This window comes from Thalassospira lucentensis (assembly GCF_050516545.1).
Classification (GTDB): Bacteria; Pseudomonadota; Alphaproteobacteria; order Rhodospirillales; family Thalassospiraceae; genus Thalassospira; species Thalassospira lucentensis_C.
In genome coordinates this window covers 4,488,354-4,510,727 of the sequence record NZ_CP191544.1, presented here as the reverse complement: position 1 = coordinate 4,510,727, position 22,374 = coordinate 4,488,354, and the positions used below count along the sequence as shown (strand labels likewise).

The following is a 22,374-nucleotide window of genomic DNA, read 5'->3' as shown; positions in this document are numbered from 1 at the left end:
AGACATCACACTTGAGGAAACTATCAATGGCATATTCAGGAATGCATAAAGATTTCCAATTGAACCATTTCTCTCAAGAAGAGCAAAATATAATCAAGCGGTTTTCGAAAGAGTGGTACCTCACTAGCGCAACTAGCCCCATCAGAATGAACTCAGGCAGCACTTACAATGCCTTCCTCGGCAAAGCATGCGAACCTTTTGAAGAGATGTTCAATCTTGAACGAGAACTCATCTTTATGTTTAGCGATTACCCAGAGTTCGAGGTCCGTACCCTTGACGGATTTGCCGTCGTCGCCGAACGGTTTCCTACTCTCCGGACAGACCCAATTTGTCGAGTACTTATCAGCCGTGACGTTAAGATATCTGAACGCATACAAGACGTTCTCAAAAACGATCCCGAACTACCGATAATAGTTCCATTCAATTATGATGAATTTTCTAATAAATCGGACAAACACTTTATTGAAAACAGATTTCGGGAAAACTTTTTCTCACGTGACCTTTTTGCATTTGAAAGCCCTCTCAAAAGAGACACATACTTTTTTGGCAGATCATCTCTGATCAATGACTTGATTTCTAGACACAGATCGAATGAAAACTCCGCCTTATTTGGGCTAAGAAGAAGTGGAAAGACGTCGATATTATTTGGACTAGAAAGATCAAGCAGATTAAACTCGAAATCATTCATATCAATTGACTGCCAAAGCCCATCCGTGCACAAAAGAAGATGGAACGAGCTCCTTTACTATATAGTAAATGAAATAGTAAAAAAATACAGCATAAAGAAGAACACAATAGAATTATCAAGCTATTCAGAAAAAAATGCCGCAGATCAATTTCACGATGACATAAAAACAATATACTCCATATTAAATAAGTCACCTATACTTATCGCATTTGATGAAATTGAAAGAATATCCCCCAGAACGGCATCTTCAAGTCACTGGAGAGAAGAGGATGATTTTGTTTTTTTCTGGCAAGCTATCAGGTCGTCGTTCCAGAAGCATACTGGAGTCTTCTCATTTTTACTCATCGGAACCAATCCCCAAGCTGTAGAAACGGCTACTATAAACGGGAATGACAACCCAATTTATAATTCTGTTCCTATAGAATACATTCCTGGATTCGACTTACCACAAACCACAGAAATGGTGCGAAAACTTGGTCGTTACATGGGCCTTGAATTTGAAGATGCAGTTTATTCCTCCATTCACAACGATTTTGGAGGACACCCCTATCTGATACGCCACGTTTGCTCACTCATGCACAAGAAAACCAGCAACCAAAGGCCTGCACGAATAGATAGATCAGTATACAATGAGGCACGTCGCGAGTTTGACGAAGACTACGCCAATTATACCGACATGATACTCGAGGTTCTCACTAAAGACTATCCAGATGAATATGTAATGATAAGCGCTTTAGCCAATGAAAACCGAGAACTTTTTGATAGTTTCAAAGAAGACAACTCACTCACGAGCCATCTCCGTGGTTATGGATTGATTGAGAGGGGAGCAAAGGACTATTTCTTCAAAATTGAGTCAGTAAAGAACCATCTTCAGAAAAAAGAAAGGTTTGATCGACCAGTTAAAAACAATGACGACAGAATTAGAGAAATAGCCACTAGAAGAGCACTATTAGAACCATCACTACGAAAAATAATACTTACAATCTACACAATACACCACGGGCCAAATGCAACCAAAAAAATAGAGCCTAACTTGAAAGGCCAAGCAAAAACAAGGCTTATAGAAGAAGGTTTTCAAAAGACATTCTCCCAAAACTCGATCAGTACCAACTTTAGTGACTTGTCTAGGATTATCGAATCCGAATGGGAAATGTTTAAGAATATTTTTCCCACAATCAAACGCGATGAATTTGCATTTCACATGGAGGCAATTCGGAAAGCACGGACCCTAGAAGCTCACTCCGGTGAAATATCACCCGATGATTTCAACCAAGCACGCATCTCGTTTAAGAAAATTGAGGATAACCTAAGAAAGGCCGGTTTTTTGAACTGATGTGAATTTCTTGACCGCGCAAAGCTTAGTCAATGACGTCAACACGAAATTGGTTGGCGTCGGGATGCCAAATTCCTTACCTTTGCGCACGATATAGCCGTTCAGGAAATCGATCTCACTTGTTTTTCCCCGTGCCAGATCCTGCGCGGTTGAGGAAAATTGTGCTGGCATGGTATCGGCGATCTTTTCAACTGCTGCCCATACATCGCCTTGCACCGTCACACCGCATGCCTTGGCCACGGCAAGACATTCATCGACTGCCGTGCGCATCACATCCCAAACGCCTTCACCCTGAACCAGTTCGCCATAGGGGCGCTGCGTAATAGCAGAGAGTGCGTTATAGGCGCAATTCAGGATCATTTTGGCCCAAAGCGCGCCATCGGCATTTTCCGAAATTTCAACCGGAATAAGGGCCGGGCGTAATGTATCTGCGACCACCTGACTTTGTGGCGACATGCCGATCACAAGCTCACCACGTCCATGATGTTTTACATGGCCCGCCCCGCCCATACTGGTTGCGACATACACCACCACCGGAATCACCGGCTGATCAAGAACCCCAGCCAGACGTTCGGCATTATCAACACCGTTTTGAAGGCTCAGGATAATGGTATCTTTTCCAATAAACGGTTTGATCTGTTGACCGGCATCGACGGTATCGGTGGATTTCACACAAAACAAAATCAGCTCGGCCCCGGCGACAGATGCCACATCAGTACTTGCGGTGACCGCGACATATTTCTGTGATGCCCCAAAATCAAGCAACAAGCCATCACGGTTCACTGCCTCAACATGGGTCGGGCGACCAATAAGCATCACATCATGCCCAGCACGGGCCAACATGGCACCATAATAACAACCAACAGCCCCGGCTCCCATTACCGCAATCTTCATGTGATTTTGCTCCGATCTTTTTGGCATATTGGTTCCCGTCACGGACAGAATCAACCTTCTGGTCAGGCATCTCCCCGCCAGTGCCATCCTCATCATTCTAGGAAAAGATTCAAGCCGTTATGATGAAGCTTTGTTGATCTCGATATGATCGGCTGACCACCCACCCGGCCAGACTTCGGCATCACCATTGCGCAAAGCACGCACAAGCCCGACGGGAACATCTTTGGCAACAAGCATCGCACCATCACCGCCATCATCGAATGTAGGCTCCTCTTGGGCAAAAAGCCCGGTATGACCAAGTTGCGGTTCGCACGGGGTATAGACAGAACAACCCGAATAATTGGTCGGGTTCTGTGTGGTATTGATCGCCGTTCCCGTCGTGCCACAGACCCCGATGACGGTCATAAGTTCAACGGCACGGGCTTTTGCGCAACTAAATACGCGATGATATCCCGACGGGGTCACGGTCATGGACGGGACCAATAACAGATCAAGATCAAGGGGGGCCAAGCGACACGACAAGGCCGGCATTTCGATATCAAGGCAAATCAGCACCGCGATTTTCAAACCACGCCATTCGATCACGGTAAACTGCTTGCCCGGTGTAAGGTTCCAGTTATCGGGTTCCTGTTCACCGGGGGTCAGCGATAACTTGTCCTGAATGACAGCATCACCTTCGGGAGTGAAAATCATCGCGCCATTTGTCTGCCCCTGATCGGGGTTATTGGCATCAAGGTGCCAAGGCATACTGCCCGCAACCAACAACATATCATGGCGTTTTGCCAGTTTGGCCGCGTGGGTACGGGCCGCGATTGCCTGATCAGCCATCCAGGCCATTTCCTGATTGGGTTTCAGACCATCGGGTTTAAATGCCATCCATTGTTCGCTGCAATATTCAGGCATGACAAAAACCTTTGCACCCTGTTTTGCAGCCTCGGCCATTTTGCCATCAACATGGTCCACCCATTCGTCCATGTTGCTGACAGGCTTGCCAAGATTGGTGGCCCAAAGGGCGATGGTAACGCGATCAGGGAACGAAGCCGGGGACGTCATGATGTTGTCTTCCTGTCGAATGAGCATGTGGCAATGGTGGCATCAAGGTTTTGGCATCACACAGACACCCCCTGTGTGATGCCAAAATCCTGACGAAAGGCTTCCTATTCCGGCCCACCGCACAGGGGCAAGGGCCGGAATAGAAAAATTATGCGCAATCTGGATTAGCTTTTGAGCTTGGTCCACACGCGGTTACGCAGATCACGCGCCTTGACCGAGCAATTCTGCCCCGGAATCAGAAGGCCTGCATATTCTTCTGGCGTGTTAACAGCAGGGTCGCTGTTAAGGGATGCATCCATAAACTCGCCAGTCCCTTTGATCGAATTCATGTAACCGGCATAGTTCGATGCCTCGGCGGCATTTTCCGGTTTCATCATCCAGTTGATAAAGGTTTTGGCGTTTTCAAGGTTCGGCGCGCCGGTCGGAACGACGAAGTGATCCGACCAATAGGTCAGGCCTTCTTTTGGATAGACAAAGACCGCCTCTGGAACAGTTTCCTTGGTCCGGTGTGCGGCACCGTTCCACTGCATATGCATGGAAACTTCGCGGGCGGACATACGGTCAATCGTCCCTTCAGAGCTATAAACAGCAATGAATGGCTTTTGTTTCAGCAGAATGTCGAGAACCTTTTGTGCTTCTAGCGGGTCTTCTGTGCATTTTTCAACGCCTGCATAATAAGAAGCCGCATTGTACATTTCGACTTCATCATTCAGCGCACCGATCTTACCCCGGAATTCTTCGCGCGGTTCAAAGAACTCTTTCCAGCTTTGCTCCATATCGGCTTCAGTTAACGATGCGTCATAGGTAAAGCCAGTGGTACCCCAAAGATACGTGACGGAGTATTTACGCTCCGGATCGTATTTCATGGTGTCGTGCGGCTTGGCGACATTACCGAAATTCTCAAGGGCCTTGGCGTCAATCTCGGTTGCCAGACCTTCTTTGATCATGACATCGACCATGTAATCGGATGCAACAGCAATATCATAACCCGATGCCCCGGCCTGCAATTTAGCCAGCATGGTTTCGTTGGAGTCATAAACATCCAGCGTCACCTTGATGCCGGTTTCCTTTTCGAACTTTTCCATCAATTCAGGCGGAAAATAGTTCGACCAGTTATAGAAGAACAGTTCACCATCTGCTTTTGCCGAGCCAACAGACAACAAGGCCAGAGCAGATGCTCCCAGAAGTACGGAACGTAATTTCATCGTAAGTCTCCCTGTTATGGACGGTACATTTGTTATTTTGATGCATTCGGCCCGCCCAGAAACCGAACACCTGAAGACACATAATCAGTAGCGAATGCGATCAATCAGGAACGACACGCTGACAAAGATAATCGACACCAAAAGCATCATTGCCGAAATCGCATTTACTTCGGGCGTAATGCCAATCCGGATCATGCCAAAGATATAAATCGGAAGTGTGGTTGCCCCGGCCCCACCGACAAAGTAGGAAATCACGAAATCATCCAGCGAGATGATGAAGGACAACATTGCACCCGACAAAATACCTGGCCAAAGCAATGGTAAAGTCACCCGTTTGAAAGCCTGCCATTCATTGGCATAAAGATCGTTTGCTGCTTCTGCCAGGGACGGGTCCATGCCTTCTAACCGCGCCCGGATCGGTAAATAGGCAAACGGAATACAAAACACCGTATGAGCAACAATGATTGTCAGAAGCCCAAGCTTGATCCCGATAGCGACAAAGAACAGCAAGGTTGCAATCGCGGTGACGATTTCAGGGACCAGCAAGGGCAAAACCAACATTGCCGAAACACCATTTTCACCGCGAAACCGCCCGCGTGACATCCCCATTGCTGCAAGCGTAGCAGCAATGGTCGCAATCACAGTTGCAGACACCGCAACCACCAACGAATTTTTTGCCGCCCGCAACATGTCATCGTTGGACAAGGCCACGACATACCAATCGGTTGTAAAGCCGGTCCAGATCGTTGCCAGCCTGTTTTCATTAAAGGACAGCGCAATCAGAACCACGATGGGCAAATACAGATAGGCAAAGAAAAACATTGCCGTCGAAGTGATCCCGCGAAAGCGCCATAGCGGGTTGGAGGCATCGACCTTCATATCTTTTCCTCCGGCAATGATTTGAATTTCAGCGAATAAGCCATCATTGAAATCAGAACGATCGCCAACAAGACAAAGCCAAGCCCGGCGCCAAATGGCCAGTTACGCGCAGCACCGAACTGACTGCCAATCAGGTTGGCAATCATCATGAACTTGCCCCCGCCCAGAAGTTCGGGCGTGACATAGGCGCCAAGACACGGAATGAAAACAAGGATACAGCCCGCCGCAATTCCGGGTGTCGCGAGTGGCAGAATGACACGGGTCATAGCACGGCGTTTGTCCGCACCAAGGTCAAAGGCGGCCTCAACCAACCGATGATCAAGTTTCTCAAGGCTGGCGTAAATCGGCAAAACCATGAATGGCAAATATGTATAGGTCAGGCCGATTGAAACGGCATAGGGCGTGTAAAGAATATCCAGCCCGCCGGTTTCCATGCCTGCCCAATTCAGCAAACTGTCAAGCAATCCACCATTGCGCAGCAACAACATCCACGCATAGTTTCGCACCAGAATGTTGGTCCAGAACGGAATCGTCACCAAAAAGATCAGAAGATTGCGACGTCCCTGCGGCTGCATGGAAATATAGAACGCTGTCGGAAAACCCAATAGCAACGCAAACGTCATGGTCATTGCCGACAGACCAAATGATCGAACAAAAATCTGGATATAGTCGGTATTGACGACCAGATTATCCATCAGATCGCGTTCGAAGATGAAATTGACATAGGCGTTAAATGAAAACGCCCCCCAATTCACGCCGCCATAATCGCCGCGTTCCAAAATCGAGACATAAGCCATCTGCACAAGCGGAATGGCCATGAAGAACGCGATATAAACAACAGCTGGCGCAATCAGCCAAAATCGTTTGCTGCGCAATATGTTGCCCATGTTCAATCCACCAGTACCCGGATTGCATCTGATGGCACAACAACGCCGACCCGATCACCTTCTGCAAACTGTGCAGTTGCGCCATCACCATTTTGCATGCGTACCGTCACGGTGGCCTGCCCATCGAGATCAACACGATACGTCGTGTCCGTTCCGAAATAGGTAACGGCCCGTACCGTCCCGGCAAGCTGGTTTGCCACTGCGCTATCAGCACCAACAATATCAAGCCGTTCCGGGCGGATCGAAACGGTTACATCCGTTGATTTGGTGGATGCGACTTCCTGCGTAAAATCGATCATGCGACCTTCGCCAAAGCTGATCGCACGCCCCCCATTGGGGCCATCAACCAGATCACCGATCAAAAAGTTACTATCCCCGATAAAGTCGGCGACAAACCGGTGGGTTGGGTGTTCGTAAATCTCGCGCGGGGCGCCAACCTGCAATATTTTACCCGATTGCATCACTGCAATCCGATCAGACATCGCAAGGGCTTCTTCCTGATCGTGGGTGACAAACACAAAGGTAATGCCGGTTTCGGTCTGCAGGCGTTTAAGTTCGACCTGCATTTCCTTGCGCAGTTTAAGGTCAAGTGCCGATAAAGGTTCATCAAGCAGCAGGACCTTGGGGGCCGGCGCAAGGGCACGCGCAAGGGCAATACGCTGTTGTTGCCCGCCGGAAAGCTGGCTTGGCACGCGATCACCATAGCCGGCCAGTTGCACAAGTTCCAACATTTCATCGGCCCGCGCATTCGCTTCACTGCGCGATACAGACTTCATTTCAAGCCCGAAGGTAATGTTCTGTCGCACGGTCAGATGCGGGAAAAGTGCATAAGACTGAAACACCGTGTTGATCGGGCGCTTGAACGGCGGAAGGTCATTTAACGCCTGCCCTTCGAGCAAGATTTTGCCGAAACTTGCCTGCTCGAACCCACCGATCAGGCGGAGCAACGTTGTCTTGCCGCAGCCTGACGGGCCAAGCATCGTGAAAAACTCGTTCTGGAAGATATCAACCGATACGCCATCAAGGGCCGTGACCTTATCGGCCCCCGCGCCAAAGGTTTTACCAACCGACTGAGCAGAAATTACAACGTCTGACATGCACATCCCCGATTTGTATTTTCTAAAAGGATATAAAATATTCAGATAGTTGCAATTCACCTTGCGCAAAATAACGTGAATTCACAGAAGTTCCGCAGCATCCACGCACGAACCTGATTCAAAATGCTTTTGTTTGCGCTGAACCGGGCCTTGTTAAAATATTGTGCGCCGCAAAAAGACCCTGTTATTCCTTATGCGATCTAGATAGGCCTGTTTGTACGGAGTCCTTTTGATCCCGACAGGCTATCAAATAATGCCTGCAATCCGAAGTTTTTCAATCTGTTCATCACTGAGATCCGCAACTTGGCGCAGGATTTCGTCGCTGTGCTGTCCCAACGTTGGCGGGGCTGTTTCATCCATGATTGGCGTTTTGGAAAACTTGATCGGATTGGCAACCGTTGGCACTTTGCCTGCGGTCGGGTGATCAAGAAAGCGCACCGTGTCACGATGTTTGACCTGCGGGTTATCAAACACCCGATCAAGGGTGTTGATCGGCCCACAGGGCACATTGGCCGTTTCAAGAACCGCAATCCAGTCATCGGTCGATTTCATCACCATGGCCTGACGGATCAGGGGCACCAGTGTTTCACGATGGGCAACCCGTGACCGATTGGTGGCGTAGCGTTCATCTTCTGCCAAATGGCCAATGCCCGCAGTTGCACAGAAACTTTTGAACTGGCTGTCATTGCCAACCGCAAGGATGATGTAACCATCCGCTGTCGGGAAGGCTTCATAAGGTACGATATTGGGATGCGCATTGCCCAGCCGCCCCGGTGCCTTGCCCGTGGTTAAGAAATTCATCGCCTGATTGGCAAGGATTGCTGTCTGAACATCTAACAATGCCAGATCAATATACTGGCCCTCGCCCGTTGCATCGCGGTGGCGCAAGGCGGCTAAAATGCCAACAGTCGCATAAAGCCCGGTGAAGATATCGGCAACCGCCACACCAACTTTCATCGGTTGACCACCGGGTACGTGATCGGGCGCACCGGTCACACTCATCAATCCGCCCATCGCCTGGATCATGAAATCATACCCCGGCCGGTCCTTATATGGGCCATCCTGTCCAAATCCCGTGATCGAACAATAAATGATCTTTGGGTTGATGGATGACAGGGATGCGTAATCCAGACCGTATTTGGCAAGCCCGCCAACCTTGAAGTTTTCAAGCACGATATCGCAATGCGCGACCAGTTGGCGGACGACGTCCTGTCCTTCTGGCTTGGTGATATCAATGGTCAGTGATTTTTTGCCACGGTTGGCCGCCAGATAATAGGCGGCTTCGCTGGTGTCATTGCCAGCCGCGTCGCGCGCATAGGGCGGGCCCCATCCGCGGGTATCGTCACCAGCACCGGGACGCTCAATCTTGATGACCTCGGCCCCCATATCCGCAAGGGTCTGGCTGGCCCATGGCCCCGCCAATACACGTGAAAGGTCAAGAACACGAAGTCCTGATAACGCGCCAGCCATCTGATCATCCTGAAAAATCGACTATGGAAACACTCTAGGGTCTTGACCCTTGAATCAAACCGGGCGGCAACATTTCTGCTACCGCCCGGTGAAAACAATATCAACCTTCTGTGGTGAAGGCCTGAAGACCGGTCTGTGCCCGACCAAGGATCAGGGCGTGAACGTCATGCGTACCTTCGTAAGTATTGACCGCTTCGAGGTTCATCGAATGACGGATGACATGGAATTCGTCGGAAATACCGTTCCCACCATGCATGTCACGCGCGACACGGGCGATATCAAGCGCCTTGCCACAGTTATTGCGTTTCATCAGTGAAATGGATTCCGGCGCGGCCGTGCCAGCGTCAAGCATACGACCAAGCTGCAACGCACCTTGCAGACCCAGTGTAATTTCGGTCTGCATGTTGGCCAGTTTCAACTGAACCAACTGATTGGCAGCAAGCGGTCGACCAAACTGTTTGCGATCAAGGGTGTATTGGCGTGCAGCATGCCAGCAGAATTCTGCAGCGCCCATAGCGCCCCATGCAATACCGTAACGTGCCTTGTTCAAACAACCGAACGGACCACCAAGCCCCTTGGCGTTCGGCAACATGTTCTCAGCCGGAACAAAGACATTGTCCATGACAATTTCGCCGGTGATAGAAGCACGAAGCGAGAACTTACCTTCGATCTTTGGTGCCGACAGGCCCTTCATACCCTTTTCAAGGATGAAACCACGAATGACGCCGTCGTCATCTTTGGCCCAAACGACGAATACGTCTGCAATCGGGCTGTTGGTGATCCACATTTTTGCGCCCGAAACGGTGAAACCACCATCCGTTTTACGTGCACGCGTGATCATGCTGCCCGGATCGGAACCATGATCTGGTTCGGTCAGACCAAAACAGCCAACCCATTCGCCGGTTGCAAGTTTCGGAAGATACTTTTTACGCTGTTCTTCGCTGCCATAGGCAAAGATCGGATGCATAACAAGCGAGCTTTGCACCGACATCGCCGAACGATAACCAGAATCAACGCGTTCAACTTCACGGGCAACCAGGCCATAGGCAACATGGTTAACACCCGGCCCGCCGTATTCCTCGGGGATCGTCGGACCAAGCAAACCCAGTTCACCCATTTCGGTCATGATTTCGCGATGGAAAACCTCATGACGGTTGGCTTCGAGAACACGGGTCTGCAGGTTTTCCTGACAATATGCACGGGCCGCATCGCGGATCATGCGCTCTTCTTCGCTCAACTGATCTTCAAGCAGGAGCGGATCTTCCCAGTGAAACGGTGCGCGGCTGGCCATATGCCTGATCCTTTTATGAATTTTTGTACAGAAAACAGGGGCAGCGCCATAGAAGGGCGAGACGGCACTGCCCCTGAAAGCTTATTTGCTTATGCTGTTAAGCTAGGAATTGGCAGACAAAGTTGCAAATGATAAAAGTGGCATAGTTTATGCGAAAAACTCATAAACTATGCCCCGCATCAACATCAGGACCGCCCATTGAGCCGCCGCATTCCCAGCCTGAAGGCCTTAAGTTGTTTCGAACAGACCGCCCGATTTGGCAGCGCATCACGTGCGGCTGAAGAACTTTATCTTACGCAAAGCGCGGTCAGCCGGCAAATTCAAGGACTTGAAACATGGCTTGGTTGCAAACTGTTTAACCGCGAAAAGCAGCGTCTTGTTCTGACCCTTGAGGGCGAAAGCTATCTGCAATCCATTCGCCCGGCATTGGATCAGCTTGAGAGTGCGACGCTTACATTACTATCTGGCGGCTCAGAAAGTGGCGTTTTAACCGTTGCAGCACCGCCAACCTTCGGGTCGCGGTGTCTTATTCCGTTATTGCCGAATTTCCGCAACAAGCACCCCGAAATTGCGATCAATTTCATCTCGCGGATCGGTATGCCCGATTTCGACCGTGAACAGATTGATATTGCGGTTCTGTTTGGTGAAGGTCATTGGTCGGGTCTGGATGCCCATATCCTGCATGGCGAGGAAATGGTCCCGATATGCGGCCCGCAACTCATCGCCCATATGGACCGCGCACCCACCGCAGATGATTTACGCCATTTCCCGCTTTTGCATATTACCACCCGCCCACGCGGCTGGGCAGATTGGCTTAATGCCAGTGGATTAAGGGATATAGACGGAGAAAACGGGCCAAAATTCGAACATTTCACCATGGCCATACAGGCAGCAGCAGCCGGTCTTGGGGTTGCGCTTCTGCCAACTTTTGCCATTGAAGACGAATTGAAATCAGGGCGGATTAGTGCCCCGTTTGGCCCGCCAAAGGCAAGCCCGTTTCACTATTATGCATGTTGCCCGACAGGCCGCGCACGGCTGCCAAAAATTCGCGCCTTTATGAACTGGCTTGATCAACTCGACACAGCGGCACAGTTGGCCTCAAAAGCACTGATCGACAAAACTTGAGCCATTCGGGGAACCACTGAAGATCGCAAAACACGACACGCCAACCGAAATCAGCGCGCCTTTTGACCTTCAAGCGCACGCAAGGCAGACATCCCGCGGCGGCGCAAGACATCGGCATCTTCTGGACCGTCAACAATCTCAAGCAAGCGCACTGTTGCCATCAGATTGCGCTGGGCATTTGGCACTTCTTCGGGCGTTAGACGCCCCATACCATCAACACCGGTACGGCCAATCTGATTGAGCTTTTTCTTCAACTCGACAACCGCTTTGGCAGCAGAACTTTGTGCGGCAAGCACATCGGAAATGCGGGCTGTTTCGGCAATTGCTTCGGCGGATTTTTCGGCTGCGAGAACTTTTTCGTCGTCAAAATCCTGCGCGAATATCGGTCGCGCCATTCCTTTGGCACCTGATCCGGGGCCTTGAGTAACAACGAGTTTCGGCAAGGCATCAATCACGCGTTCCGGCGTTGCCCCAAACATGGTATCGGCCAAGGCCCTTGATACACGGCGACGGGTTTCGAGAAGCTTTTCACCCCACCGACCGTCTTTGCGGATTTTAAATTCACGGGTGATACGGGTGAATTCAGATGCATACCAACGGGCAAGTGACAGGATATGGGCTTCATCCTTACCGGTTCCGACACCCTGTTCGATCTCGGTGACGGTTTCAGCCAGCAGATCAATGATCAAGTCGCCTGTTTCCGCAAGATTGGTCTTTTCGATCGTCCGATCATCGGCCTTGTTCGACAGGACACGAATGAGTTTAAACAACTCACTCGGTCGAAGAAGACGCGCTAAAACCGCCAGAAGGAACATTGGCTCCAACCCCGGCTTTGCCTCGGAAATCGAGACAAACCGATCACGTAGCCAAGACACGTCATTCGGATCCAGCGCCCGGATCGGGGCCGATGGGAAACGATTGCGGACTTCGGAAATCTCTGCTCCGACATTCAGGATTCGACCAACATCGGCAAATGCCTTGAGATGGACGCGCGACCCCAATCGGGTTGCAAGTCCACGCTCGTCCTTAATCCCGGTTTTGGATTTTTCGATCTCGGACTCAATGATCCGCGCACCAAGTTTCCACAGCACGTTTTCCGCGGCAGAAAGCTTTGAAACATCCCGCGATGCAGCGGCCTTTTCGATGCCTGTCATCGCACTTTGAAATTCAGCACCACCAGCCCCTGTCACGACCTTCCATATCGGGATTAAGGACGCGCGGCTGATTCGCATGCTTTTATCGTTGGGTTCGGCGGACGTCAGAAGATCTTCAAACGGATCACAAAACTGACGCATCGGCGTCGGATAGCGTTCCGGCTTAAGGGATGCCAAACGCGGACGCAGAATCTGAAGAATGGCTTCATGCGGAAGTGGGAGCTTTGGGTCAGCACGGTCACTTTCGATTGCGCGTGTGAATCGTGCAATTTCAGTTCCGCTTAGCGACTCAAACAACTGTCCAAGTTGCGAGGCCCCAAGGTTTCCGGCATCTTCAATCTTCATGCAGATTGTCTCCTGAAGCGTTCGAGACGATCCACCATATCCGCATCAATTTCCCCACTGCCCAACTTACGCAATTCGCCAGCCCAAAGCATCTGGTTCACGCGGATATCAACCCAGAACTGCTGTTCTGTGGTCAAGATTTCTTCGACCGGAAGAACTGGCGCAAAACTTGCGATTTCCTCAATGATCTCACGCTGCTTGGCACGATCTGTGGTTGGTCGTTTTTGCCACAGATCTATCAATTCCTGCCAGCCATCGAGCAACCACCAAAGATATTCAATCTTTTTGGCAATATCCTGTTTGGCGCGTTCCCAGTCGGTCAGAACTTTGCCGAGTTCATCATTCCAACCATCGACCTCTGCAATCCGTTTCATCGCGTGATCGTAAGTTGCTCTGGTTGCGCTGACGATACGCCCGGCCATAAACCGGAAATCAGGTTGCTCGGAAATTGACCATTCTTCGACATCACTGGCAAATTTGCGAAGCCCGTCGGCCAATACGCGTAGTGCTCCCTGACACCCATCAAGCTTTAGTCCAACCGGAGCCGACATTTTGCTCCATTCGCCCAGACTATCGATAATCGTGTCATTGGCAACTTTGTGTTCCGATGCAAAGCGGTTCAGCGCCTTTCTGGCGCGTATCTGGCCTTCCATCGTCAACAATTCTTCGCGCTTCATGTCCTGAACTGCAGCGCCACCAAGTTGACGCAAGGCCTGATGCAAAATAGCCAACTGACCAAGTTCACCTGCGGCTTTTTCATCCTTGCTGCGTTGAAGACCGGTTCGGGCAATTTCGATCCCGCCAACCCCGGTGATCGCAACAGCGCGCGCTTGTTCAAGAACAGTGTTCGGACGAAGAACTTCAAGCTCCAACAAACGGTCAAACAACATCCGGTCATGGACCGAAAGATCAAACACGTCCCGCAATGTATCAAGCGGCAATTCATAGGTTCCAAGCCCCCCGGAAAGACCAGGGAGGGTCACCATTGAACGGTCACTCTTACCGACAGCGACCCTTGCAAAACGCAAACTCTTCGTCGTGAACGGCGTTCTGACACCACGCGACAAAAATGTTTGCGGCAAACATGCCAAAGGGTCCTCTGGCGCCTGGTTCGGCTCAGGAGTTTTGTGACTGACGGCTTTTACGATCTTCTGCTTGGTCATTATGGGCTTTGGTCAACCTGTACCGGCGATATTGTCCTTAAGCCATTTGGTCCCGAAAATGGCACCACAACAGCGTTCTCTTGGAAGATATACTAAATTACCCTGAGTTCTTTAAAGCCAGACTCATTGGCACAACATAAGTTAACCCGACAAGTTGACAATAACATTAACGATCTTGTCCTGAATCGCAATTAACGACCTTTCGGGCAAGATGCCATTCTCTGACCGACCCGATCAAGCCTTTATAAGGTTTCCTGGGCTTTTTCCCACGTTTTGACATACCCCTTCCATTCTGCACCATCTGGAATTGTCTCATCGATGCTTAAAAATGCCCGACTATCGATCATCACCGCGACCTCATCAGTCTCGACCGGCGCCTTGATCATTTTTTCCTGATACGAACTTGGATGGGGTCCATGTGGAAATCCGCTTGGATGGAATGTTGCCATACCGGCCTTGATATCACCACGGCTAAAGAATTCCCCGCGATGATAGAAGATGAATTCGTCGAGATCTTCGTTGGAGTGATAGAATGGTACGCGCAAAATTCCGGATTCACCTTCGCCAACTTTTGGGATGAAAGTACTGACTGAAAACGTATTGGCAACAAAGGTACAATGGGCTGCTGGTGGCACCTTTTCACCTGCCGAACGGCGATGTGCCAAATCCCGCCAATTTAGTTTCACCACGCATAGATCCCCTTCCCAACCCACAGCGTCCAATGGATTATAGGGATAGGTCAATGTCGAAACCTGACCTCTACGTTTGATGTGAATTTCCCAAAATGCATCATCTTGCTGTGCCCGAAAGGCGTCATCAATCTGAGGCAGGGTGAATAACATCGGATCAACTGCCGTGCCCCCCGGAACCGAACCGGGATCCGGAAGACCAAAGGCATCCGCAGTCGCCTCTATCATCATGAATTCGCTGTAACTGGAAGGCTCGACACGCCACGCAGTTCCGCGCGGCAACAGAATGTAATCACCGTCACGATAGGACAAATGCCCATAGTCGCAAAACAGTGCCCCGTCTCCGTGATGAATGAAAAGCAAGGTATCGCCATCGGCATTGCGCGATAACGCATGCATTTTGTCTTCGGTTTTCCAATAACGGACTTCAAGTGAATCGCTATAGAGAACGCGCCGTGCTTGCAGAGGACATGCCGGCCCGGGGGCAAGCTTTGCCAGATCAAAGGCACGTGGCCGAAGCGGTCCTTCAAATGCCGCCCACCCTGCTGGCGGATGGCGATGGTAAATTTGCGCGGAAGGTCCTTTGAAACCCAAACGCCCGACTTCGCGTTGATAGGTTTTTTGACCGTCTCCCGCCTTTGATGGCCCCATACAATTTCCTTCACTATTGGGAAGTCTGATCCAGTTTGTCATTGTATCCTCCCAGCCCTGTTTGATGGCGACCTTAACCCGCACGTTTGCGGCAGTCACACCTACTATGGATATGAGAAGAAACGTCCTGATTTTCAAGCAGTACAGATTGCCTGACACCGGTAACGGACCGTGCTTAGACACACAAATTACCACAGGCTTCGCGCCAGATGGTCCAAAGACAACCAGATTGTATGAAGGATGAAATCGAAAGGAAGGATGGTGCGCCCGACAGGATTCGAACCTGTGGCCCCCAGATTAGGAATCTGGTGCTCTATCCTGCTGAGCTACGGGCGCACTGCTTTGAAAGCAGCCCTCAATTAGCAGCTAATCAGTCAACGATCAATCCGGGAGCTTGATCATATCTCGGATATCTTCCGCACTCTCTTCATCAAAACAACCGGCTACACTTCCAGTTTCAAAGATAAAATCTCTGAAAATATAGCCTTCAAAACGTCAGCCCAATGAGAGAAAAACTCTCATTGGGCTGACGATAAATCCATCCGCAAAGCTTGCTGGATCGAACTTATGTAGTGACCGTTTTCAGTGCCGTTAATCAAAAATACGATCAATCGGGAAGGAATAAGTCAAAGACAGAATTTCGGTTCCCGGGTTTTCATCACCAATGCTTGCATTGGAAATATGCGCGATGCCAAGGCTGATACGTTCGTGGCTATCAAACCGGAATCCGAGTTCAAGACCTGAACGAAATTCGATCCAGTGACCAAGGTCTTCGCCATTGCCCTGATGGTATGCGCCGACAGAAGTATAAACACTTGAAACAAAATGATCGCCCCAAAGTACGTCAACGGCCAAGCCGCCATATCCATGAACCGCACCTTCTGATGTCACCATGACGCCACCAATCGGGCGGGTCACATCAAACATGGCGTGTTGTGCACGGTAATCAATGCGGAATTCAGCAGCTTCTTCATCTTGTGTAATATCGACCATACCGGTCGAGAATTCCAAAAGGCCAGAATCGCTATTATTGCCCAAAATTTCCTGCGCTGCCGCTGTGTTTACAAATCCAAAGAAAACACAAACGCAAAGCAGTTTCCCCATAGCCAATTTCATCAATCTTGTCCCCAATAGATCAATCGGTTCGATATACTACCTATGCAAATCTCAAACTCAACCACACATTGTCCGATGTAGCATAATTTTGTTCAGTCTATTTTACATCCAGCTGATCCATGGCCCGAACCAGTTCACGTACAATCCCGGGTTCGCTGGCGGCATGGCCGGCATCATCAACAATCACCAGCTTTGATCCGGGCCATGTATCATGCAATGCCAATGCCGATACGGGCGGGCAAACCACATCATATCGCCCCTGCACAATGACCAATGGCAAATGCGCGATGTTTTTGACGTTTCCAAGCAACTGATCCGGTTCAAAAAAGCAGCGATGCACAAAATAGTGATGTTCGAGCTTCGCCAAAGCCAGCGCGATTTCATCGCCTTCAAAATCTTCAACCAATCCGTCATCTGGTAAAAGCGTGCAGCAGGTTGCTTCATATGCGGACCAAACCCGCGCCGCTTCAATCGCCGCGTCTTCACCTTCTAAGCCCGCAAAAATCTCGGCATAGCGATCAAGTAATGTTTGCCAGCCAGGGTTCTTGCCAAACCCTGCTGTACCCAGAAACTGGCGTTCGGCTTCCGGGAAGAAACGCCCCATTCCATCCATGAACCAGGCGATTTCGGCTTCGCTGCCCAAGAAGATGCCCCTTAGAACAAAGGCCAAAACACGATCCGGGCAGGACTGACCATAGGCCAAAGCCAATGTTGATCCCCACGAACCGCCAAAAACCACCCAACGATCAATCCCGCGATCTTCGCGCAGGGCTTCGATATCACCAATCAAATGATCCGTCGTATTATTTTCCAAGCTGCCAAATGGCCGCGACCTACCTGCCCCCCGCTGATCCAACAGAATGACGCGATACTTGTCCGGATCAAAGAACCGGCAGCTGTTTGGCGAAATCCCGGCCCCGGGCCCACCATGCAGAAAAACAACAGGGATACCTTCGGGGTTTCCGACTTCTTCCCAGTAAATTTCATGACCATCTTCGCGGGAAAGCCAGCCCATAATACGGGGCATAATTTCCGGATACAGCACGCGGAGACCTCTTTGTTTGTTATCGCACTTATGACAGGCGGCGGCTGTTTTGGTGGCAGCGCCAAGCTAAGCAATCTCACGATTGCAGAACAAAGGACAAGCCCCTAATCCATTTCAATACAAAGCCAATCGGCATTTCGCAATGCGATGTAGGGTCCACCACGGCTTTCGACAACACCGCGTACCTTTATTTTCCGGCCGATCCATTCAACGAAGTCATCTTGCGATATCTCGGCCCCTGCAAACTCCTGACGTGTCGCATTATCAAGTGCAATCGTGAAATCACTCCGCCAGTCGGAGCCGAAATTAAGATAACTGCGCCACTCCTGATGCTCGATGCTTTGAAGCGTTCCTTCAACCACGACAAACCTACCAATTGCATTACTCACACTTGGCAGGCTGTCTGCTTTCTTTTTGCCCTGTGGCGTATCGTTAGCTGAAACGAAATAGGCACCCTTTGCTGTGCGTTCAGACCAAATCCCCAAACCATTTTCAATTGCATCATTCTCCGCACGAAACAAAGAACTTATATCCTGCCCACTTTCAGGCAGCAGGATCGCAAGCCCCTTTGACAGGAGGCGTTCCGCCCATCCGGATCGGGCAGCGATTTCATCGCCGGTTTTGAGGTTTGTAATTTTAACCGATGTTCGCCCAAGATAATCGGCCGCGCTTGAAAGCCTGATGATATCGACAGGCGTCTCACTTAAAGCCTGCAACTCGCGCAAGACATCCGCTTCATATTCAGGTGGAAAATCGATATCTGCTACCCGCAGCTTCTGATCTATGGAACCATCCACAACGATTTCGTCAACCGCAAGGGCACGAACGTGCACGCCCGATGAAATCAGGGCTTCGTCCCCTTCTACTTGCTGGTTTTTTGCAATCCCCGTTGTGTCCAGTCCACATTGCCAGAGACCAGCTTGCGCCTTGGACAAGGGCATTACCCAAACAAACAAACACACCAAGCCAACCACGCACTTGATTGAACATAGCGAAACCTTGGCCGCAAAATGTCCCCAATTCGATGGCCAGATTGGAGTGTGCGAATATGTTGAATGATCTTGGAACACGGGTTACCAATTCCCACTTGGTTTCGCCGGGTGAATGATTTCAGCTTACGCGGCAGAGCGACATGAGGGAAGGCATCTATGAGCTGGCTTAAGTTCCGATCTAAAAAGCATCTTGGCGTAATTTTCTCGGCCATCATGCTGAGCGCATCACTTGCAGGTTGCTCGACCAACCGCGCGACCGGTGAAGACAGCTTCACCGCTTTTATGTCGCCGGATGAGGAAAAGCAGATCGGGTCGCAGGAACACCCCAAAATGGTCAAGGAATTTGGCGGGAATTACACCGAAAAAGACCTGCCAGCTTACGTCACGGAAATCGGGGAAAAATTGGTCGCGGTTTCTGAAGCACCGGATCAGAAATTCACCTTCACCATTCTTGATTCACCCGTCGTCAATGCCTTCGCCCTGCCCGGTGGTTATGTTTATATTACACGCGGGCTTGCAGCCCTTGCCACCAATGAAGCCGAACTTGCTGGGGTGCTTGCTCATGAAATCGGGCATGTCGTTGCCCGCCATTCCGCCCAGCGTTACAGCCGTGGCGTTCTGACCCAAATTCTGGCTGGCGGCCTGTCGGTCGCAATTGGCAACGGTGCCGGGGAGTTGATCGGCACGGGTGCCAGTGCTTATTTGAAATCATTTTCCCGCGAACATGAATTTGAAGCCGATATGCTCGGTGTTCGTTACATCACACGGGCGGGTTATGATCCCGATGCAATGGCAACCTTCCTTGAAAAACTGCGCGCGCATTCGCGCCTGCAAGCCATACTTGCCGGTCGTTCAGCCGATGATGTTGATCAGTTTGACTTCATGGCAACCCACCCACGCACGCTAGATCGTATCGAGCAGGCCCATCAAAGTGCAAATGTCACCGTGGCAACAAACCCTGAACTTGGCACCGTTCGCTATATGACTGCGATTGATGGCATTCTTTATGGTGATGGCCCTGATCAGGGCTATGTCCGTAGACAGGAATTTATCCATGTCCCGCTTGATTTCCGCTTTGAAGTGCCGGACGGCTTCACAATTACCAACCACCCCACAGCTGTGAGCGCATCAGACGACAAAGGTGCCAAGATCATTTTTGAAGGCGCACCTGCTGCAAAAGACATGCGCCTTGATCGCTATCTGGAAAACGGGTTTTCCCAAAAAATTGCCATTCGCAATATAGAAATCATCGACATTGAAGGTCAGGAAGCCGCCACCGGCAGTGCCGACGTTTCCTTAAGCTCGGGACCGGCACGCTTACGTGTAGTTGTCATTCGACATGGCAGTTCAGCCTATCAGTTCTTATTCGTGACACCCTTGGACTTAGCTGATAGCTATAACCTGCCACTGCGTCGCACGACGTACAGCTTCCGCCCACTGAGCAATCAGGAAAAGAAAATCCATACCCCGCTCCGCATCAAAGTCCGGGCTGCGAACCCGGAATATGGCTTGCAAACTTTTATTGATGACATGCAGGTTGACCGCGCACCGGCAGAGGTTTTTGCGACAATTAACGGTCTTAAAGACGGCGAAGCGCCTGCGACCGGATCATTGATTAAAGTGGTTCGCCATTAGGATCTGCACACATATCTGAGCCCGGTTTTACAACGCATTGAGGCAGCATTCCCATGCTGCCTCTTTCTATTCCAATCACAAATCTCGGAGCTATCGTTAGATGGTTAGCTGGTGATCTGGTCGGTGATTTTTCCATTGCCATCAATGCCGAACGCCATCAGGCTCCCGCCGCGCCCTGCACCACCATCGATGGAAAGGGTAAATTCGCGTTCCTGCAACCCAGCTTGCCCCGGCGAAGCTCCGCGAATAATGCGCGCACAATCGTAATATCGCTCTGTAATTGCCTCAAACATCGAGCCACCCCACCAAAACGTATCCGTCTGGCCCGTGAGAGGACGCGATCCATCCAATCCTGCATGGACAAAGATCAACTGACCATCTGTGGAATAGGCGGCATGTTTAAGATCAGAGATAAGGGCCGAATGACCGCTATGCCGACGCAAGGCATCGGCAAAAAGCGACGTCCATTGTGAAATCGCATGCGCCCCCTGACGCATGGTAGATTGCACATGTACGGGATCAAAACCATAAGCACGGGCGGTACCCGCAATCCCGCGTGTCAGCATCCAGTCAAAAACTTCACCCGGATTCGGCGCAAATTGAAGTTGCTGTAATTTTGACAACATTTCTTCGGCAGCCCCACGCAGGAAAATGATATCAGAGATATCAATACCCTCTTGCGCGATGAAATAGCGACGGAACAGCAGAAGCTCATTGATTGTCGCAATGACATCTTCGCCTGTACCATCCCCCCAATAGTTCCCGAGATAGACAAGCCTGTCGCCCGGCTTGATCCGTTCGGCAAGCTTTCGATGGACGGCGCATAACGCGCCATGATCGCCATTGATCGCGCCGACAACCCAGATTCTCTCGGCCGGCTTTATCGGCGCCAGAACTGCACTCATCGCTGTAACCTGCCTAAAACAAAAATAAAACCGGCCCAAGGATACCTTGTGGGCCGGTTTTTATAAATAGTTGTATAGCTGACGTAGTCAATCAGGCAGCTTTGTACAAAAGCTTTTCCAATTTGCCAGATGCTTTGTCCTTGTCGATTTTTTCGATCGCGGCCAATTCGTCAACAAGACGTTCAAAGGCAGCTTCGTAAATCTGACGTTCGGAGAAAGACTGTTCTGGCTGCGTGGCGCTGCGATGAAGATCGCGCACAACTTCTGCAATCGAAACAGGATCGCCGGAATTGATTTTTGCTTCATATTCCTGGGCACGACGCGACCACATGGTGCGTTTGACACGTGCGCGACCTTTAAGGGTGATCAGCGCAGAATCCATCTGCTTTTTCGAGGAGAGTTTCCGCAGACCGGAGTTGCCCACCTTGTTGACCGGCACACGCAAAGTCATGCGGCTGGATTCAAAGGTAATTACATAAAGGCGCAATTCCTGACCCGCGATTTCCTGGGTTTCCAGGCCGTCGACACAGCCAACACCGTGCGCGGGGTAAACAACGTAATCGCCAACAGTAAAGGGCAACTTATCCGACATCAAGCATCCTTCCGGCCCATTCAGACCTGGTCATTCAACTGTAACAATATAGACCCAGTGACGCGAAGAGCTGCACACGACCAAGCTTTTGGCGAAGCCGCGGTTCAGACAGGAATTAAATATAACGGAGATCCGGCAATTCGGAGCGAGCCTGTCGAGCCCTTA

19 protein-coding genes and 1 tRNA gene are annotated in these 22,374 nt (G+C 50.5%); 3 read left to right on the top strand and 17 right to left on the bottom strand.

The window, feature by feature from the left end; translation table 11 throughout:
• Positions 1 to 26: 26 nt before the first annotated feature.
• Positions 27 to 2,021, top strand: a complete 1,995-nt coding sequence (locus ACQ0MK_RS20600; protein ID WP_430474212.1) for a hypothetical protein — start codon at positions 27 to 29, stop codon at positions 2,019 to 2,021.
• Here the strand turns inward: ACQ0MK_RS20600 and ACQ0MK_RS20595 are convergent.
• The 8 genes from ACQ0MK_RS20595 to ACQ0MK_RS20560 all read right to left on the bottom strand — a co-directional run bounded on the left by ACQ0MK_RS20595 (position 1,995) and on the right by ACQ0MK_RS20560 (position 10,797).
• The gene (locus ACQ0MK_RS20595) at positions 1,995 to 2,915 is read right to left on the bottom strand and encodes a ketopantoate reductase family protein (protein ID WP_430474211.1); all 921 of its coding nucleotides are present in this window, start codon (positions 2,913 to 2,915) and stop codon (positions 1,995 to 1,997) included. The two genes, ACQ0MK_RS20600 and ACQ0MK_RS20595, sit on opposite strands and share 27 nt — an antisense overlap.
• 117 nt (positions 2,916 to 3,032) lie before the next feature.
• Entirely contained in the window at positions 3,033 to 3,968 is a 936-nt protein-coding gene (locus ACQ0MK_RS20590) for a nitrilase-related carbon-nitrogen hydrolase (protein WP_430474210.1), read from the bottom strand.
• 164 nt (positions 3,969 to 4,132) lie between these two features.
• A complete protein-coding gene (locus ACQ0MK_RS20585; protein ID WP_430474209.1) occupies positions 4,133 to 5,173 on the bottom strand; it encodes an extracellular solute-binding protein in 1,041 nt (346 codons plus the stop codon).
• An 84-nt stretch (positions 5,174 to 5,257) separates the two neighbouring features.
• Positions 5,258 to 6,052: an ABC transporter permease gene (locus ACQ0MK_RS20580; protein WP_350044307.1), complete on the bottom strand. Its 795-nt coding sequence runs from the start codon at positions 6,050 to 6,052 to the stop codon at positions 5,258 to 5,260.
• On the bottom strand, positions 6,049 to 6,939 hold the full coding sequence (locus ACQ0MK_RS20575; protein WP_430474208.1) for an ABC transporter permease: 891 nt from the start codon (positions 6,937 to 6,939) through the stop codon (positions 6,049 to 6,051). Before ACQ0MK_RS20575 ends, ACQ0MK_RS20580 begins: the two co-directional genes overlap by 4 nt.
• Before the next feature lie 2 nt (positions 6,940 to 6,941).
• Positions 6,942 to 8,036, bottom strand: coding sequence for an ABC transporter ATP-binding protein (locus ACQ0MK_RS20570; RefSeq protein WP_430474207.1), 1,095 nt, complete (start codon positions 8,034 to 8,036; stop codon positions 6,942 to 6,944).
• A 246-nt stretch (positions 8,037 to 8,282) separates the two neighbouring features.
• Entirely contained in the window at positions 8,283 to 9,506 is a 1,224-nt protein-coding gene (locus tag ACQ0MK_RS20565) for a CaiB/BaiF CoA transferase family protein (protein ID WP_430474206.1), read from the bottom strand.
• A 100-nt stretch (positions 9,507 to 9,606) separates the two neighbouring features.
• Positions 9,607 to 10,797: an acyl-CoA dehydrogenase gene (locus tag ACQ0MK_RS20560; RefSeq protein ID WP_430474205.1), complete on the bottom strand. Its 1,191-nt coding sequence runs from the start codon at positions 10,795 to 10,797 to the stop codon at positions 9,607 to 9,609.
• Positions 10,798 to 10,995: 198 nt separating this feature from the next.
• Here ACQ0MK_RS20560 and gcvA point away from each other — a divergent pair, with 198 nt between their 5' ends.
• Positions 10,996 to 11,922: a transcriptional regulator GcvA gene (gene gcvA / locus ACQ0MK_RS20555; protein WP_430474204.1), complete on the top strand. Its 927-nt coding sequence runs from the start codon at positions 10,996 to 10,998 to the stop codon at positions 11,920 to 11,922.
• A 50-nt stretch (positions 11,923 to 11,972) separates the two neighbouring features.
• Here the strand turns inward: gcvA and ACQ0MK_RS20550 are convergent, their stop codons facing one another.
• From ACQ0MK_RS20550 to ACQ0MK_RS20520, 7 genes are all read right to left on the bottom strand, one after another.
• Entirely contained in the window at positions 11,973 to 13,421 is a 1,449-nt protein-coding gene (locus ACQ0MK_RS20550) for a hypothetical protein (protein ID WP_430474203.1), read from the bottom strand.
• Positions 13,418 to 14,407 (bottom strand): hypothetical protein, encoded by a 990-nt coding sequence (locus ACQ0MK_RS20545; protein ID WP_430474202.1) that lies wholly within the window; start codon positions 14,405 to 14,407, stop codon positions 13,418 to 13,420. The genes ACQ0MK_RS20550 and ACQ0MK_RS20545 overlap by 4 nt, the downstream gene beginning before the upstream one ends.
• A gap of 419 nt (positions 14,408 to 14,826) precedes the next feature.
• Positions 14,827 to 15,966: a homogentisate 1,2-dioxygenase gene (locus ACQ0MK_RS20540; protein WP_430474201.1), complete on the bottom strand. Its 1,140-nt coding sequence runs from the start codon at positions 15,964 to 15,966 to the stop codon at positions 14,827 to 14,829.
• Between the two features lie 217 nt (positions 15,967 to 16,183).
• Positions 16,184 to 16,260: transfer RNA gene (locus ACQ0MK_RS20535), tRNA-Arg, on the bottom strand.
• A 255-nt stretch (positions 16,261 to 16,515) separates the two neighbouring features.
• Positions 16,516 to 17,040: an acyloxyacyl hydrolase gene (locus tag ACQ0MK_RS20530; RefSeq protein ID WP_350044298.1), complete on the bottom strand. Its 525-nt coding sequence runs from the start codon at positions 17,038 to 17,040 to the stop codon at positions 16,516 to 16,518.
• 97 nt (positions 17,041 to 17,137) lie between these two features.
• On the bottom strand, positions 17,138 to 18,067 hold the full coding sequence (gene pip, locus ACQ0MK_RS20525) for a prolyl aminopeptidase (protein WP_430474200.1): 930 nt from the start codon (positions 18,065 to 18,067) through the stop codon (positions 17,138 to 17,140).
• Between the two features lie 122 nt (positions 18,068 to 18,189).
• A complete protein-coding gene (locus ACQ0MK_RS20520; RefSeq protein ID WP_430474199.1) occupies positions 18,190 to 19,020 on the bottom strand; it encodes a hypothetical protein in 831 nt (276 codons plus the stop codon).
• Between the two features lie 213 nt (positions 19,021 to 19,233).
• On the opposite strand from ACQ0MK_RS20520, the gene ACQ0MK_RS20515 reads away from it, so the two are divergent.
• A complete protein-coding gene (locus ACQ0MK_RS20515; protein ID WP_430474198.1) occupies positions 19,234 to 20,712 on the top strand; it encodes a M48 family metalloprotease in 1,479 nt (492 codons plus the stop codon).
• 104 nt (positions 20,713 to 20,816) lie between these two features.
• On the opposite strand, the gene ACQ0MK_RS20510 is transcribed toward ACQ0MK_RS20515, so the two are convergent.
• Both ACQ0MK_RS20510 and ACQ0MK_RS20505 read right to left on the bottom strand, forming a co-directional pair.
• Entirely contained in the window at positions 20,817 to 21,617 is an 801-nt protein-coding gene (locus tag ACQ0MK_RS20510; RefSeq protein WP_430474197.1) for a hypothetical protein, read from the bottom strand.
• Positions 21,618 to 21,708: 91 nt separating this feature from the next.
• Positions 21,709 to 22,209 carry a CarD family transcriptional regulator gene (locus ACQ0MK_RS20505; RefSeq protein WP_022731066.1) on the bottom strand — a complete coding sequence of 167 codons (501 nt, stop codon included), beginning with the start codon at positions 22,207 to 22,209 and terminating at the stop codon, positions 21,709 to 21,711.
• Between the last annotated feature and the right edge of the window lie 165 nt (positions 22,210 to 22,374).